Here is a 12,265-nt window from a genome sequence, read left to right on the forward strand (position 1 = left end):
AGAATCCTCCCACCGCCTTGACCAGCGGAAATGGAGAAAACCACCAACGCGTCCACGATCGTAGATCCATTACGGCCGGGTATCCCCAATTCGGACCAGTGGTCGATCTCGCCTACACTCGGTGCCGTGCCACGTGGTGACGGTCTCCTCAATCACGATCTGCTCCCCGGTGAGAAGGGCCCCCAGGACGCTTGCGGCGTCTTCGGTGTCTGGGCTCCGGGCGAAGAGGTCGCCAAGCTCACGTACTTCGGGCTGTACGCCCTCCAGCATCGGGGCCAGGAATCCGCGGGTATCGCGGTCAGCAACGGCTCCCAGATCCTCGTCTTCAAGGACATGGGGCTGGTCTCCCAGGTCTTCGACGAGACCTCCCTCAGCTCGCTCCAGGGTCATATCGCGGTCGGTCACGCCCGCTACTCGACCACCGGCGCCTCCGTCTGGGAGAACGCCCAGCCGACGTTCCGCGCCACCGCGCACGGCTCGATCGCGCTCGGCCACAACGGCAACCTCGTCAACACGGCGCAGCTCGCCGAGATGGTCGCCGACCTCCCGAAGGACACCCACGGCCGGTCCACCCGGGTCGCCGCAACCAACGACACCGACCTGCTCACCGCGCTCCTCGCGGCCCAGGTCGACACCGACGGCAAGCCGCTGACCATCGAGGAGGCCGCGCACGCGGTCCTGCCGAAGGTCCGGGGTGCCTTCTCCCTCGTCTTCATGGACGAGCACACCCTCTACGCCGCCCGTGACCCGCAGGGCATCCGCCCGCTGGTCCTCGGCCGCCTTGAGCGCGGCTGGGTCATCGCCTCCGAGTCCGCCGCCCTCGACATCTGCGGCGCCAGCTACGTGCGCGAGATCGAGCCGGGCGAGTTCGTCGCCATCGACGAGAACGGCCTGCGTACCTCGCGATTCGCGGATGCGAAGCCCAAGGGCTGTGTCTTCGAATACGTGTACCTGGCCCGCCCCGACACCGACATCGCCGGGCGGAACGTCTACCTCTCCCGCGTGGAGATGGGCCGGAAGCTGGCCAAGGAAGCCCCGGTCGACGCCGACCTGGTGATAGCGACCCCGGAGTCCGGCACTCCCGCCGCCGTCGGCTACGCGGAGGCCTCCGGCATCCCGTTCGGCAACGGTCTGGTCAAGAACGCCTATGTCGGCCGGACCTTCATCCAGCCCTCGCAGACCATCCGACAGCTCGGCATCCGTCTGAAGCTGAACCCGCTGAAGGAAGTCATCAGGGGCAAGCGGCTGGTCGTCGTCGACGACTCGATCGTGCGCGGCAACACCCAGCGGGCGCTGGTGCGCATGCTCCGCGAGGCGGGCGCGGCCGAGGTCCACATCCGGATCTCCTCGCCGCCCGTGAAGTGGCCCTGCTTCTTCGGCATCGACTTCGCCACCCGCGCCGAGCTCATCGCCAACGGCATGACCATCGAGGAGATCGGCACCTCGCTCGGCGCCGACTCCCTGGCGTACATCTCCATCGACGGCATGATCGAGGCGACCACCATCGCCAAGCCGAACCTGTGCCGTGCCTGCTTCGACGGCGAGTACCCGATGGAGCTCCCGGACCCCGAGCTGCTGGGCAAGCAGCTCCTGGAGACCGAACTGGCCGCCGGTCCGGCAGCCACGGCCGCGGCCGACGCGATCCGTCGCCCGTAAGCCCCGTAGCAACCAACCCGAAAGATCCCAGGCAATGTCTGAGACCACGTCCTCCGGTGCTTCCTACGCGGCTGCCGGTGTTGATATCGAGGCGGGCGACCGCGCCGTCGAGTTGATGAAGGAGTGGGTGAAGAAGACGCGGCGTCCCGAGGTCCTCGGCGGCCTCGGCGGTTTCGCCGGCCTCTTCGACGCCTCCGCCCTCAAGCACTACGAGCGCCCGCTGCTCGCCTCCGCCACGGACGGCGTGGGCACCAAGGTCGACATCGCCCGGCAGCTGGGCGTGTACGACACGATCGGCCACGACCTGGTCGCCATGGTCATGGACGACATCGTGGTGTGCGGCGCCGAGCCGCTCTTCATGACCGACTACATCTGCGTCGGCAAGGTCCACCCCGAGCGGGTCGCCGCGATCGTCAAGGGCATCGCCGAGGGCTGTGTGCTGGCCGGCTGCGCTCTGGTGGGCGGCGAGACCGCCGAACACCCGGGCCTCCTCGGCGCGGACGACTTCGACGTGGCCGGCGCCGGTACGGGCGTGGTGGAGGCCGACCGGCTGCTCGGCGCGGATCGTATCCGTACGGGTGACGCGGTGATCGCCATGGCGTCCTCCGGGCTTCACTCCAACGGGTACTCCCTGGTCCGGCATGTTCTGCTGAACCAGGCGGGACTCGCGCTAGACGCGCACGTCGAGGACCTCGGCCGCACCCTCGGCGAGGAACTCCTGGAGCCGACCAAGATCTACTCGCTGGACTGCCTGGCCCTGATCCGCACGGCCGAGGTGCACGCGTTCAGCCATGTGACCGGCGGTGGACTCGCCGCGAACCTGGCCCGGGTCATCCCGGACCACCTGCACGCGACCGTCGACCGGGCCACCTGGACGCCGGGTGCGATCTTCGACCTGGTCGGCCGGACCGGCAACGTCGAGCGGCTCGAACTGGAGAAGACGCTCAACATGGGCGTCGGCATGATCGCGATGGTCCCGCAGGAATCGGTGGATGTGGCGCTGGGCACACTGGCCGACCGCGGGGTCGACGCATGGGTGGCCGGCGAGATCACCGAGCGCGGCGAGCACACCACGGGTGCGGAAATGGTGGGCGACTACGCATAGGCCGGCCGGCGGTGAGGCCAGCACAAAACCCGGTCCGGCGGCAGAACCCCGGACCGGGTCAGTGAACGGCTAAGCAGCCGCGGGCATTACGCACCGCGACGATGTTGAGACTGGGGACCGGACTGGTCGTCCTCGTCCTCGTCGTCATCGTCGTTGTAGAGATCCGCGTACTGGGCGTACGGGTCGTCGTCCTCGTCGTCGTCCTCGAACGGCTCGCCATTCGGCGGCTGGCTCGAAGTCGAAGCGCCCAGCTCGCTGGCCAGACGTGACAGGTCAGTCCCACCGCTGTTGTACTTCAGCTGGCGGGCGACCTTCGTCTGCTTGGCCTTGGCCCGGCCGCGCCCCATGGCTCGACCCCCTCGGTGACGGGGCTCGACGGCCCCAGAGTCTGACACGCGTTCATGATCCGGAACGGGCTCTCCTCGGAGAGACCGGTCCGTAGGGCTTCCACGGTACCTGAGCCCGCGCCCATACGGTACGTCGCCCGCACCACGCGCCTGGCTGCACGACCCGCGAGGCGCCCTGTCCCCGCTGGTCAACGACGATTTTAACCACTTCCTGGCGGGCGACCCGCCGACGAACGTGAGAGTTCTCTCCAACTGTCCGCCGGCGGGTACCGGAAATCCGTGCGGAAACCCGGCGTTCGGTCAGCGTCCACCCGCCGTTGCCGCTTCGTGCATCCGCTGTTCGGCGATCCGGTCGGCCGCCGCGGCAGGCGGAATTCCGTCGTCCTTCGCACGAGCGAATATGGCCAGCGTGGTGTCGAAGATCTTCGCCGCCTTGGCCTTGCACCGGTCGAAGTCGAACCCGTGCAGCTCGTCGGCGACCTGGATGACCCCGCCGGCGTTCACCACGTAGTCCGGCGCGTAGAGGATCCCGCGGTCGGCGAGGTCCTTCTCGACGCCGGGGTGGGCGAGCTGGTTGTTGGCCGCCCCGCACACCACCTTGGCGGTCAGCGCCGGCACCGACGCGTCGCTGAGGGCGCCGCCGAGGGCGCAGGGGGCGTAGATGTCGAGGCCCTCGACGCGGATCAGCGCTTCGGTGTCGGCGGCGACCTGGACCTGGGAGTGCCGGTCGGAGATCCGGCCGACGGCCTCCCGGCGCACGTCGGTGATCACCACCCGGGCGCCCTCCTCCAGCAGGTGCTCCACCAGGTGGTGGCCGACCTTGCCGACGCCCGCGATGCCGACGGTGCGGCCGCGCAGCGAGGGGTCGCCCCACAGGTGCTGGGCGCTGGCCCGCATGCCCTGGTAGACGCCGTACGCGGTGAGCACGGAGGAGTCGCCGGCGCCGCCGTTCTCCGGGGAACGGCCGGTGGTCCAGCGGCACTCGCGGGCCACGACGTCCATGTCGGCGACATAGGTGCCGACATCGCAGGCGGTGACGTACCGGCCGCCGAGCGAGGCCACGAACCGCCCGTAGGCGAGCAGCAGCTCCTCGGTCTTGTCACGCTCGGGGTGCCCGATGATCACGGCTTTGCCGCCGCCGTGGTCCAGACCGGCCATGGCGTTCTTGTACGACATCCCGCGCGCGAGGTTGAGGGCGTCGGCGACGGCCTCCTCCTCGTTCGCGTACGGGTAGAAGCGGGTGCCGCCGAGGGCGGGGCCCAGCGCGGTGGAGTGGATGGCGATGACGGCCTTGAGGCCGCTCTTGCGGTCCTGGCAGAGCACGACCTGCTCGTGACCGCCCTGGTCCGAGTGGAACAGGGTGTGCAGGACGCCGGTGGAAACGTCGGTCACTGTGGTGACTCCCGGTTGTGTTCGCGGCGGGTGGAGACGGGGGCTCCCTGGGGGTCCCCCCACGGCTTTTGGCCAGTGGGGGAGGGTGGCGGGAGCTTGGCATGAGCGTAGAGCTATTGCCCGGCCACCATCCGCGCCGTGTTCAGGATCACTCTCCCGCGTCGTGAGTGCACGTATGAGCGTGGGACGATTTGCTGTGGTTTTCGCGGCTGACCACGGCTGACCGCACTGTGGGTTCCGCTGGTTTCGAGCCCGGTCCGATGGGGAGGGAGCAGGCGTGCCCAAGGTGTCCTCGGTGGTCGTCCCCTACGCGACCTACTTGCGTGTGTACGAGCCGCTGGCCGCCTTCCCGGAGCCCGAGCGCGGCTACTGGACGCGCTACGCCCGCCGCTCCGACCGGCCCTCCTACCAGGACGAACTCCGGCGCGCGCTGGCCGACTTGCTGCCCACTCCGCCGATCCCGGTGCCGGTGCAGGAGAGCGCCGACGCCTTCGTCCTGGAAGTCGACGGTGTCGTGTGCGTATGCCCGTGGCGGACCCGGCTGCGCGGCTGGCAGGCCCTGCAGGAGCTGTCCGACGAACTGCCGAACACGGTCCTGGACGCGATGCTGCCCCCGGTGGTCCGCCGGCAGGCCACGATGGACTACGAGCGGTGGCTGGTCCGCAACCCCGACTCCCGGCCCTGGATCCGTACCGCGACCTGGCAGGTGCCGCTGAACTGGTTCGTGCTGGTCTCCGACGAGGAGCGCCGGTACGAGAAGGGCACCGGCGAGATCCCGCCGATGCTGCGCTACCGCACGCCGATGGTGCAGGCCCGGCGCCGGGTGGCCCGGGCGCTGCGCACGCTCAAGGACGCCATCGAGGAAGGGCCGCTGATCGACGGCCTGGTGGACGTCGGCCGCTGGCTGGAGGAGTTCCATCCGCGGTCGCTGGTCGAGCTGGACTACGGCGGCCTGGTGCACGCCCTGCCGGCCGGTGACCTGGAGGACGACCATTCGGCGGCCGACGTGGCGGCCGGCATCGAGGCGCTGCGCCAGGGTGACGGGGCCGCGGCCGGGGAGGCGTACGGGCGGCTGGTGGAGCGGTGGCGGGCGGTGCGGGACCGGCGGTCCGCGAACTGAGCACCGGTCTGAGCATCGGTCTGAGCACCGGTCTGAGCACTGATGCCGACTGCTCCGTACTGAGTGTCAGGTCATGTGATGGTGTGACAGTCGGATGACACCTCGGTGACGTATGAGTGCTGAGTGATGTACGTCACGGCCCAGATGCCATGAAACAACGTACGTTGACGGCACTTCAGTGAACGCACGGGACGTTGGTCCCGATCCGGGCTTTTGCGTCAAGGGTGACGGACCGCACTTACACGGCTCTTGCGCCTCTTGCCACTCCTCGTGCCAAAATAGGACAAGGAGTCCGGGGAGGGCTCCTTCCGTCCACTTGTGGTGCACTGTGGGCGGTATCTCAGCATTGCACTTGCTTTGGGGGGTCTGACGACTCCTGATCGCCATGTGACTGATCGTCACAGTGGCGTGACTGTCCGCTATGGCATGGTCCATCGGCTTCCGCGGCTGATGACTACCTGGGAGGGCAATTCCATCGGTTTGGCCGACGCGGCTGGACGGATGGTGTAGTTGTAGTGCCGAGGACAAGCCGTTCGTCCTATAACCGACTCGACTCGCGTCCGCCATTTCGGGCAACGCGGGTCAAGGTGCAGAATTTAGAGGAAAGAACCGAGAAGGTTCGGTTCTCCCGAGGAGGCCGCTCATGACCGCTCGCACCCCTGATGCCGAGCCGCTGCTGACCCCGGCTGAGGTCGCCACCATGTTCCGTGTCGACCCCAAGACGGTCACGCGGTGGGCGAAGGCCGGCAAGCTCACGTCGATCCGCACGCTGGGCGGACACCGACGCTACCGCGAGGCTGAGGTCCGCGCTCTGCTGGCGGGCATTCCGCAGCAGCGCAGCGAGGCCTGACCAACTGAATAGCGGGCAAACCGACCGGTCCCCCAACTGGCCGAAAAGCCCGAAACCCTAGCTCCGAGCGACGCGGGACCTGCCCCAACGGGACCCACGCCCAAGCCGACAGAACTTCTCAGGCAGCGACACAGGGTGCGTCGTAGATCGCGCTGGACTCCGCCGGGTCCAGCGCGATCTTTTTTGTGCGTCCATGGGGCTTGATCGATCATGGCCGACGGCTCTGTGAGCAGCCTTGTCGGAGTCTGGGGAGGCCTGTCGGATCCGGGTCGCGGGAGGCGTCTCAGGGTGGTGCAATTGCACATATTAAATTGACTTGTTGTAGGAGGGGTGTAAGTACCGTTGTTTCAGGAACTTATGCGGTGACTCCCGTCACATACCGCACGGGTTGTTTGTACTGGGGCGGGTGCGCTAATGGGGCCGGAGGCTCCATCGCCCCACGGAGGAACGGCCGTTGGGCCCGGCGCCGCTCACGCGCCGACGGGACCTTCGTCCTCCGCGGCGTCCTCGGGGGCCTCTGTGGAGTACGGGGCGGAGTCCATGGCCAGCCGCAGCAGCCGACGGCAGACCGGGCAGTGACGGGTCACATGCCGGTACGACGAGGCGGCCGCCAGATGGGCCCGCAGCAGGGCTCGCGTCTCATGCCGCACCGAAGCCGCCATACGCCACCTCCAGAAGGGGAGCCGAGGGGAAGCGAGCCCTGTCTTCTGGGTACCGACCGAATGTGACCCCGTCAAGAGCCGACCCATGCTGCCCGGCCACCAGCCGGCCGGCCCGGCGCCCACGGGCCCGGCACTGTCATGCCGGCTGGCCGTTGCGGCGGCGGCGGACGTGCCCCCTGGGGGCCGTGGGGCGCGGAAAGGGCCCGCCTCCCTCGGACGCGGGCCTTTTCGTTGTGCGGTCCTGACGGGGTTTGTCGTGACATGCGAGAGGCCCGCGTCCCCTAGGGGGCGCGGGCCTCAGCGTTGTGCGGTCCTGACGGGATTTGAACCCGCGGCCTCCACCTTGACAGGGTGGCGAGCACTCCAAACTGCTCCACAGGACCAGGTTTTGCGGCACTTTGTCTGCGCTGTGCTGCGAGAAGGACTGTACAGGAGGGTGAGGGTCCTGGTCGAACTCACGCAGCGTGCCTGGTCGGTTACGGTACCGCGGAGTCGATCGCCTTCACGATCCGCTTGTCGGAGATCGGGTACGCCGTGCCCAGCGCGTGCGCGAAGTAGCTGACCCGCAGCTCCTCCAGCATCCAGCGGATGTCCAGCACCTGCTGCGGCACCGGCCGTCCCTGGGGGAGCTGCTCCAGGAGCCAGGCGTACTCGTCCTGCATCTCGTGGACCTTCTCCATCCGGGTGTTGTCCCGCTGGACGTTGGCCGGCATCTGCTGCAGGCGCCGGTCGGCGGCCACCAGATAGCGCATCAGGTCGGGAAGCCGTCGTATACCGGCCCACGTCACGAAGCCCGGCTTCACCAGGGCGTCCAGCTGCTTGCGGACGTCCGTCAGGTTTGCCAGCAGCGCGGGGCTCCGGGCGGCCTTCAGGCGGCGCTCACAGGCCTGCCAGGCGGCCAGCACCTGCTGCACCTGCCCGACCGTTCGGACCGTCGTGTCGACGATCTCCGCGCGCACCTTGTCGTACAGCTTCCGGTACGACTCCTCGTCCCACACCGGCCCCCCGAAGTCGCCGATCAGCTTGTCCGCCGCCGCCATCGCGCAGTCGTCGAACAGGGCCTGGATCGTGCCGTGCGGGCTGGCGGACAGCGCCAGCTTCTGCGCGTTGGTGAGCTTCTCCGAGGCGAACTTCGCGGGGTTGACCGGGATGTTGCGGAGGATCAGCCTGCGCGTGCCCTTCCACATCGCCTCGGCCTGCTCCTCCTCGGTGTCGAAGAGGCGGACCGAGACCGTGTCACCGTCGTCGACGAGCGCCGGGTACGCCTTCACCGGCTGGCCGGCCCGACGGGTCTCGAAGACGCGCGTGAGCGCGCCGATCGACCAGTCCGTGAGCCCCTTGCGCTCCAGCGACTCGCCGCCCTCGCGCTCCGCGGTGGCCGCGGCGGCCTGCGAGATGGCCTGACGGGCCTTCGGCTTCAGCCGGAGCTTCAGCGCCTCCAGGTCCTTGTCCTCGGCCAGCTTCCGGCGCCGCTCGTCGACGATCCGGAAGGTGATCTTCAGGTGGTCCGGGAGCTTCGCCCAGTCGAAGTCCTCGGCCTCGAAGGGCACCCCGACCATCCGCTTCAGCTCGCGGGCCATGGTCGTGGTGAGGGGCTCCTGGAGAGGGACCGCCGCGTTCAGGAAGCGCTTGGCGAAGTTCGGTGCCGGGACGTAGTTGCGGCGGATCGGCTTGGGCAGGGACCGGATCAGCTCCGTGACGACCTCTTCCCTGAGGCCCGGGATCTGCCAGTCGAAGCCCTCGTCCCGGACCTGGTTGAGGACCTGGAGCGGGATGTGGAGGGTCACACCGTCGGCGTCCGCGCCCGGCTCGAACTGGTACGTCACCCGGAACTTGAGCTGCCCCTGCCGCCAGGAGTCCGGGTAGTCGGCCTTGGTGACCGCCTCCGCCGACTCCCGGATCAGCATCTCCCGCTCGAAGTCGAGGAACTCCGGCTGCTCGTGCCGCTTGTGTTTCCACCAGGAGTCGAAGTGGGCGCCGGAGACGACGTGTTCGGGCACCCGTTGGTCGTAGAAGTCGAAGAGCGTGTCGTCGTCCACGACGATGTCCCGGCGCCGGGCCCGGTGCTCCAGCTCCTCGACCTCGCTCAGCAGCCTGCGGTTGTCGGCGAAGAACTTGTGGTGGGTCCGCCAGTCGCCCTCGACCAGTGCGTTGCGAATGAAAAGCTCGCGGCTGGTCTCCGGGTCGATCCGGCCGTAGTTGACCTTCCGCTGGGCGACGATCGGCACGCCGTACAGCGTGACCTTCTCGAACGCCAGCACGGCCGCCTGGTCCTTCTCCCAGTGCGGTTCGCTGTACGTCCGCTTGAGGAGATGCTCGGCGAGGGGTTCCACCCACTCGGGCTCGATCTTGGCGTTGACCCGGGCCCAGAGGCGCGAGGTCTCCACCAGCTCGGCCGACATCACAAACCGGGGAGTCTTTTTGAAGAGCGCCGAGCCGGGGAAGATCGCGAACTTGGCGCTGCGGGCGCCGAGGTACTCGTTCTTCGCTGTGTTTTTCCCACCCTCCCCCCCGGCGTTCTTCACGTCCTTCATGCCGATGTGGGACAGCAGACCGGCGAGCAGCGAGACATGGACGCGGTCGCCGGGGGCGTCCTCCTCGTTGAGGTGGATGCCCATCTGCTTGGCGACCGTACGCAGCTGGGTGTAGATGTCCTGCCACTCCCGGATGCGCAGGAAGTTCAGGTACTCCTGCTTGCACATGCGCCGGAAGGAGGACGAGCCGCGTTCGCGCTGCTGCTCGCGGACGTACCTCCACAGGTTGAGGAAGGCCAGGAAGTCGCTGGTCTCGTCGCGGAAGCGGGCGTGCTGCTGGTCGGCCTGGGTCTGCTTGTCGGCCGGGCGTTCGCGCGGGTCCTGGATGGAGAGCGCGGCGGCGATGACCATGACCTCGCGGACACAGCCGTTCTTGTCGGCCTCCAGGACCATGCGCGCGAGGCGCGGGTCGACGGGCAGCTGGGCGAGCTTGCGGCCGGTGTCGGTGAGCCGCTTGCGGGCGTCCTTCTCGGCCGGGTCGATCGCGCCCAGCTCCTGGAGCAGCTGCACACCGTCGCGGATGTTGCGGTGGTCCGGCGGGTCGATGAAGGGGAACTTCTCGATGTCGCCGAGGCCGGCCGCGGTCATCTGCAGGATGACGGAGGCGAGGTTGGTCCGGAGGATCTCCGCGTCGGTGAACTCCGGGCGGGCGAGGAAGTCGTCCTCGTCGTAGAGCCGGATGCAGACACCGTCGCTGGTACGGCCGCAGCGGCCCTTGCGCTGGTTGGCGCTGGCCTGGCTGATCGGCTCGATGGGCAACCGCTGCACCTTGGTGCGGTGGCTGTAGCGGCTGATCCGGGCGAAACCGGGGTCGATGACGTACTTGATGCCCGGGACGGTCAGCGAGGTCTCGGCGACGTTGGTCGCCAGAACGATCCTGCGACCGGTGTGCGGCTGGAAGACGCGGTGCTGCTCGGCGTGCGAGAGCCGGGCGTACAGCGGCAGTACCTCGGTGAACCGGTAGTTCTTCTTCTCCAGCGCGTCCGCGGTGTCCCGGATCTCGCGCTCTCCGGAGAGGAAGACGAGGATGTCGCCCTTGCCCTCGGCCTGGAGCTCCTCGACCGCGTCGCAGATCGCGGTGATCTGGTCGCGGTCGGCGTCCTCGGCGTCCTCTTCGAGGAGCGGCCGGTAGCGCACCTCCACGGGGTACGTCCGGCCGCTGACCTCGACGATCGGGGCGTCCCCGAAGTGCCGGGAGAACCGCTCGGGGTCGATGGTCGCGGAGGTGATGACCACCTTCAGGTCCGGCCGCTTGGGCAGCAGCTGGGCCAGATAGCCGAGCAGGAAGTCGATGTTGAGGGACCGCTCGTGGGCCTCGTCGATGATGATCGTGTCGTAGGCACGCAGCTCGCGGTCGGTCTGGATCTCGGCGAGCAGGATGCCGTCCGTCATCAGCTTGACGAAGGTGGCGTCCGGGTTCACCTGGTCGGTGAAGCGGACCTTCCAGCCGACGGCCTCCCCGAGGGGCGTGCGCAGCTCCTCGGCGACCCGCTCGGCGACGGTGCGGGCGGCGATCCGGCGGGGCTGGGTGTGCCCGATCATTCCCCGGACACCGCGCCCGAGCTCCAGACAGATCTTCGGGATCTGCGTGGTCTTCCCGGACCCGGTCTCGCCGGCCACGATCACGACCTGGTGATCGCGTATCGCCTTCGCGATCTCGTCCTTCTTCTGACTGACGGGCAGCTGCTCGGGGTACGACACGGCGGGCACGACGGCGCGTCGGCCGGCCATCCGTTCCTCGGCCCTGGCCACCTCGGCCTCGACCTCCGCGAGGACGGCGGCCCGGGCCTCCGGTTTACGGATCTTGCGTGCGCCTTCCAGCCTGCGCCCGAGCCGGTGCGCGTCGCGCAGCGAGAGCTCGGTCAGGCGGGGGGTGAGAGCGCCGAGGGCGGGGGCGGGGTGCGTAGACATACGCGGTCCAGGATCTCACCTCGGGCAAATCCGTGGCGAACGCTTTTGCCTCCGGCGGTTCGGCCGGGGTTGACCCACCGGCTCCACCGGCCCTGCCGGGCGGGCGGGGTGGCGGCGGAGGGGGCCTCGGCGGGGCCGGCGCCGGGGCGGCGGGGCCGCGGTTGGGGTGGAGTCGGGTGGTTGGGGGCTGCCTGTGGCCGGGTGCTGGGCGCGGTGTGTGGGAGCGGTGGTGGCGGGCGCGGCCGGAGTCGGCGGGACGGCTTCGGCCGCGGGTGGTTCCGGGTGCCGGCGGGCGGCTACTGGGCGCGCTGAGTGGGAGCGGCAGGCGCGGTGGTGGTGGGGGTGGTCGGAGTCGGTGGGGTGGTGTGGGCGGCGGGGGACGCGGCGGCGGCCATCGACTTCGCCGTGTTGGACACCGCCTTGATGCCCAGGTATGCCGTGGTCATGCTGCTCACGGCGGTGAAGGCGGCGGAGAGCACGCCGATGATCACCGAGGTGTCGCCGCTCAGCCGCCAGACTCCGAAGACCGCGACCAGGGCGATCGAGAGGTTGCTGATGACGACGGCGAGCAGGCCGTATCTCGCGCGGTCCTTCTCCAGCTGTATGTCCTGGTCCCGGCTCATCTTCCCCACCCTGATGACGTGTCGACCCGCCAGAACCTAGCGCCGAGCGGCCCTGCCGCCAAGGA

Annotated in this window: 9 protein-coding genes and 1 tRNA gene; 4 read left to right on the forward strand and 6 right to left on the reverse strand. The window is 68.8% G+C overall.

Annotated features, from left to right (window positions below):
- Positions 1-126 precede the first annotated feature (126 nt).
- On the forward strand, positions 127-1,656 hold the full coding sequence (purF, locus tag ACGFZQ_RS41235) for an amidophosphoribosyltransferase (protein ID WP_382543162.1): 1,530 nt from the start codon (positions 127-129) through the stop codon (positions 1,654-1,656).
- Positions 1,657-1,690: 34 nt separating this feature from the next.
- The gene (purM, locus tag ACGFZQ_RS41240) at positions 1,691-2,761 is read left to right on the forward strand and encodes a phosphoribosylformylglycinamidine cyclo-ligase (RefSeq protein ID WP_393844728.1); all 1,071 of its coding nucleotides are present in this window, start codon (positions 1,691-1,693) and stop codon (positions 2,759-2,761) included.
- An 86-nt stretch (positions 2,762-2,847) separates the two neighbouring features.
- On the opposite strand, the gene ACGFZQ_RS41245 is transcribed toward purM, so the two are convergent.
- Together ACGFZQ_RS41245 and ACGFZQ_RS41250 are read right to left on the reverse strand one after the other, a co-directional pair.
- Positions 2,848-3,108, reverse strand: a complete 261-nt coding sequence (locus ACGFZQ_RS41245) for a DUF3073 domain-containing protein (protein ID WP_351937593.1) — start codon at positions 3,106-3,108, stop codon at positions 2,848-2,850.
- A 300-nt stretch (positions 3,109-3,408) separates the two neighbouring features.
- On the reverse strand, positions 3,409-4,500 hold the full coding sequence (locus ACGFZQ_RS41250) for a Leu/Phe/Val dehydrogenase (protein ID WP_393844729.1): 1,092 nt from the start codon (positions 4,498-4,500) through the stop codon (positions 3,409-3,411).
- A gap of 277 nt (positions 4,501-4,777) precedes the next feature.
- Here ACGFZQ_RS41250 and ACGFZQ_RS41255 point away from each other — a divergent pair, with 277 nt between their 5' ends.
- The gene (locus tag ACGFZQ_RS41255) at positions 4,778-5,620 is read left to right on the forward strand and encodes a hypothetical protein (protein ID WP_393844730.1); all 843 of its coding nucleotides are present in this window, start codon (positions 4,778-4,780) and stop codon (positions 5,618-5,620) included.
- A 643-nt stretch (positions 5,621-6,263) separates the two neighbouring features.
- Positions 6,264-6,470, forward strand: a complete 207-nt coding sequence (bldC, locus tag ACGFZQ_RS41260; RefSeq protein ID WP_003949541.1) for a developmental transcriptional regulator BldC — start codon at positions 6,264-6,266, stop codon at positions 6,468-6,470.
- A gap of 470 nt (positions 6,471-6,940) precedes the next feature.
- Here bldC and ACGFZQ_RS41265 read toward each other — a convergent pair whose 3' ends face one another.
- The 4 genes from ACGFZQ_RS41265 to ACGFZQ_RS41280 all read right to left on the reverse strand — a co-directional run bounded on the left by ACGFZQ_RS41265 (position 6,941) and on the right by ACGFZQ_RS41280 (position 12,200).
- A complete protein-coding gene (locus ACGFZQ_RS41265; RefSeq protein ID WP_351744465.1) occupies positions 6,941-7,132 on the reverse strand; it encodes a DUF6274 family protein in 192 nt (63 codons plus the stop codon).
- Positions 7,133-7,440: 308 nt separating this feature from the next.
- A tRNA-Asp gene (locus ACGFZQ_RS41270) sits at positions 7,441-7,515 on the reverse strand.
- A gap of 93 nt (positions 7,516-7,608) precedes the next feature.
- Positions 7,609-11,577 (reverse strand): ATP-dependent RNA helicase HrpA, encoded by a 3,969-nt coding sequence (gene hrpA, locus ACGFZQ_RS41275; RefSeq protein WP_393844731.1) that lies wholly within the window; start codon positions 11,575-11,577, stop codon positions 7,609-7,611.
- Between the two features lie 296 nt (positions 11,578-11,873).
- Positions 11,874-12,200, reverse strand: a complete 327-nt coding sequence (locus tag ACGFZQ_RS41280) for a hypothetical protein (RefSeq protein WP_393844732.1) — start codon at positions 12,198-12,200, stop codon at positions 11,874-11,876.
- Positions 12,201-12,265: the final 65 nt, after the last annotated feature.

This window comes from Streptomyces sp. NPDC048254 (genome assembly GCF_043201895.1).
Lineage (GTDB): Bacteria > Actinomycetota > Actinomycetes > Streptomycetales > Streptomycetaceae > Streptomyces.

What these genes read in the sequence shown, in the direction of transcription:
- purM (WP_393844728.1), top strand. Translation starts at nt 1,691, where the DNA reads ATGTCTGAGACCACGTCCTCCGGTGCTTCCTACGCGGCTGCCGGTGTT.
- ACGFZQ_RS41245 (WP_351937593.1), bottom strand. Translation starts at nt 3,108, where the DNA reads ATGGGGCGCGGCCGGGCCAAGGCCAAGCAGACGAAGGTCGCCCGCCAG.
- bldC (WP_003949541.1), top strand. Translation starts at nt 6,264, where the DNA reads ATGACCGCTCGCACCCCTGATGCCGAGCCGCTGCTGACCCCGGCTGAG.
- ACGFZQ_RS41265 (WP_351744465.1), bottom strand. Translation starts at nt 7,132, where the DNA reads ATGGCGGCTTCGGTGCGGCATGAGACGCGAGCCCTGCTGCGGGCCCAT.
- hrpA (WP_393844731.1), bottom strand. Translation starts at nt 11,577, where the DNA reads ATGTCTACGCACCCCGCCCCCGCCCTCGGCGCTCTCACCCCCCGCCTG.
- ACGFZQ_RS41280 (WP_393844732.1), bottom strand. Translation starts at nt 12,200, where the DNA reads ATGAGCCGGGACCAGGACATACAGCTGGAGAAGGACCGCGCGAGATAC.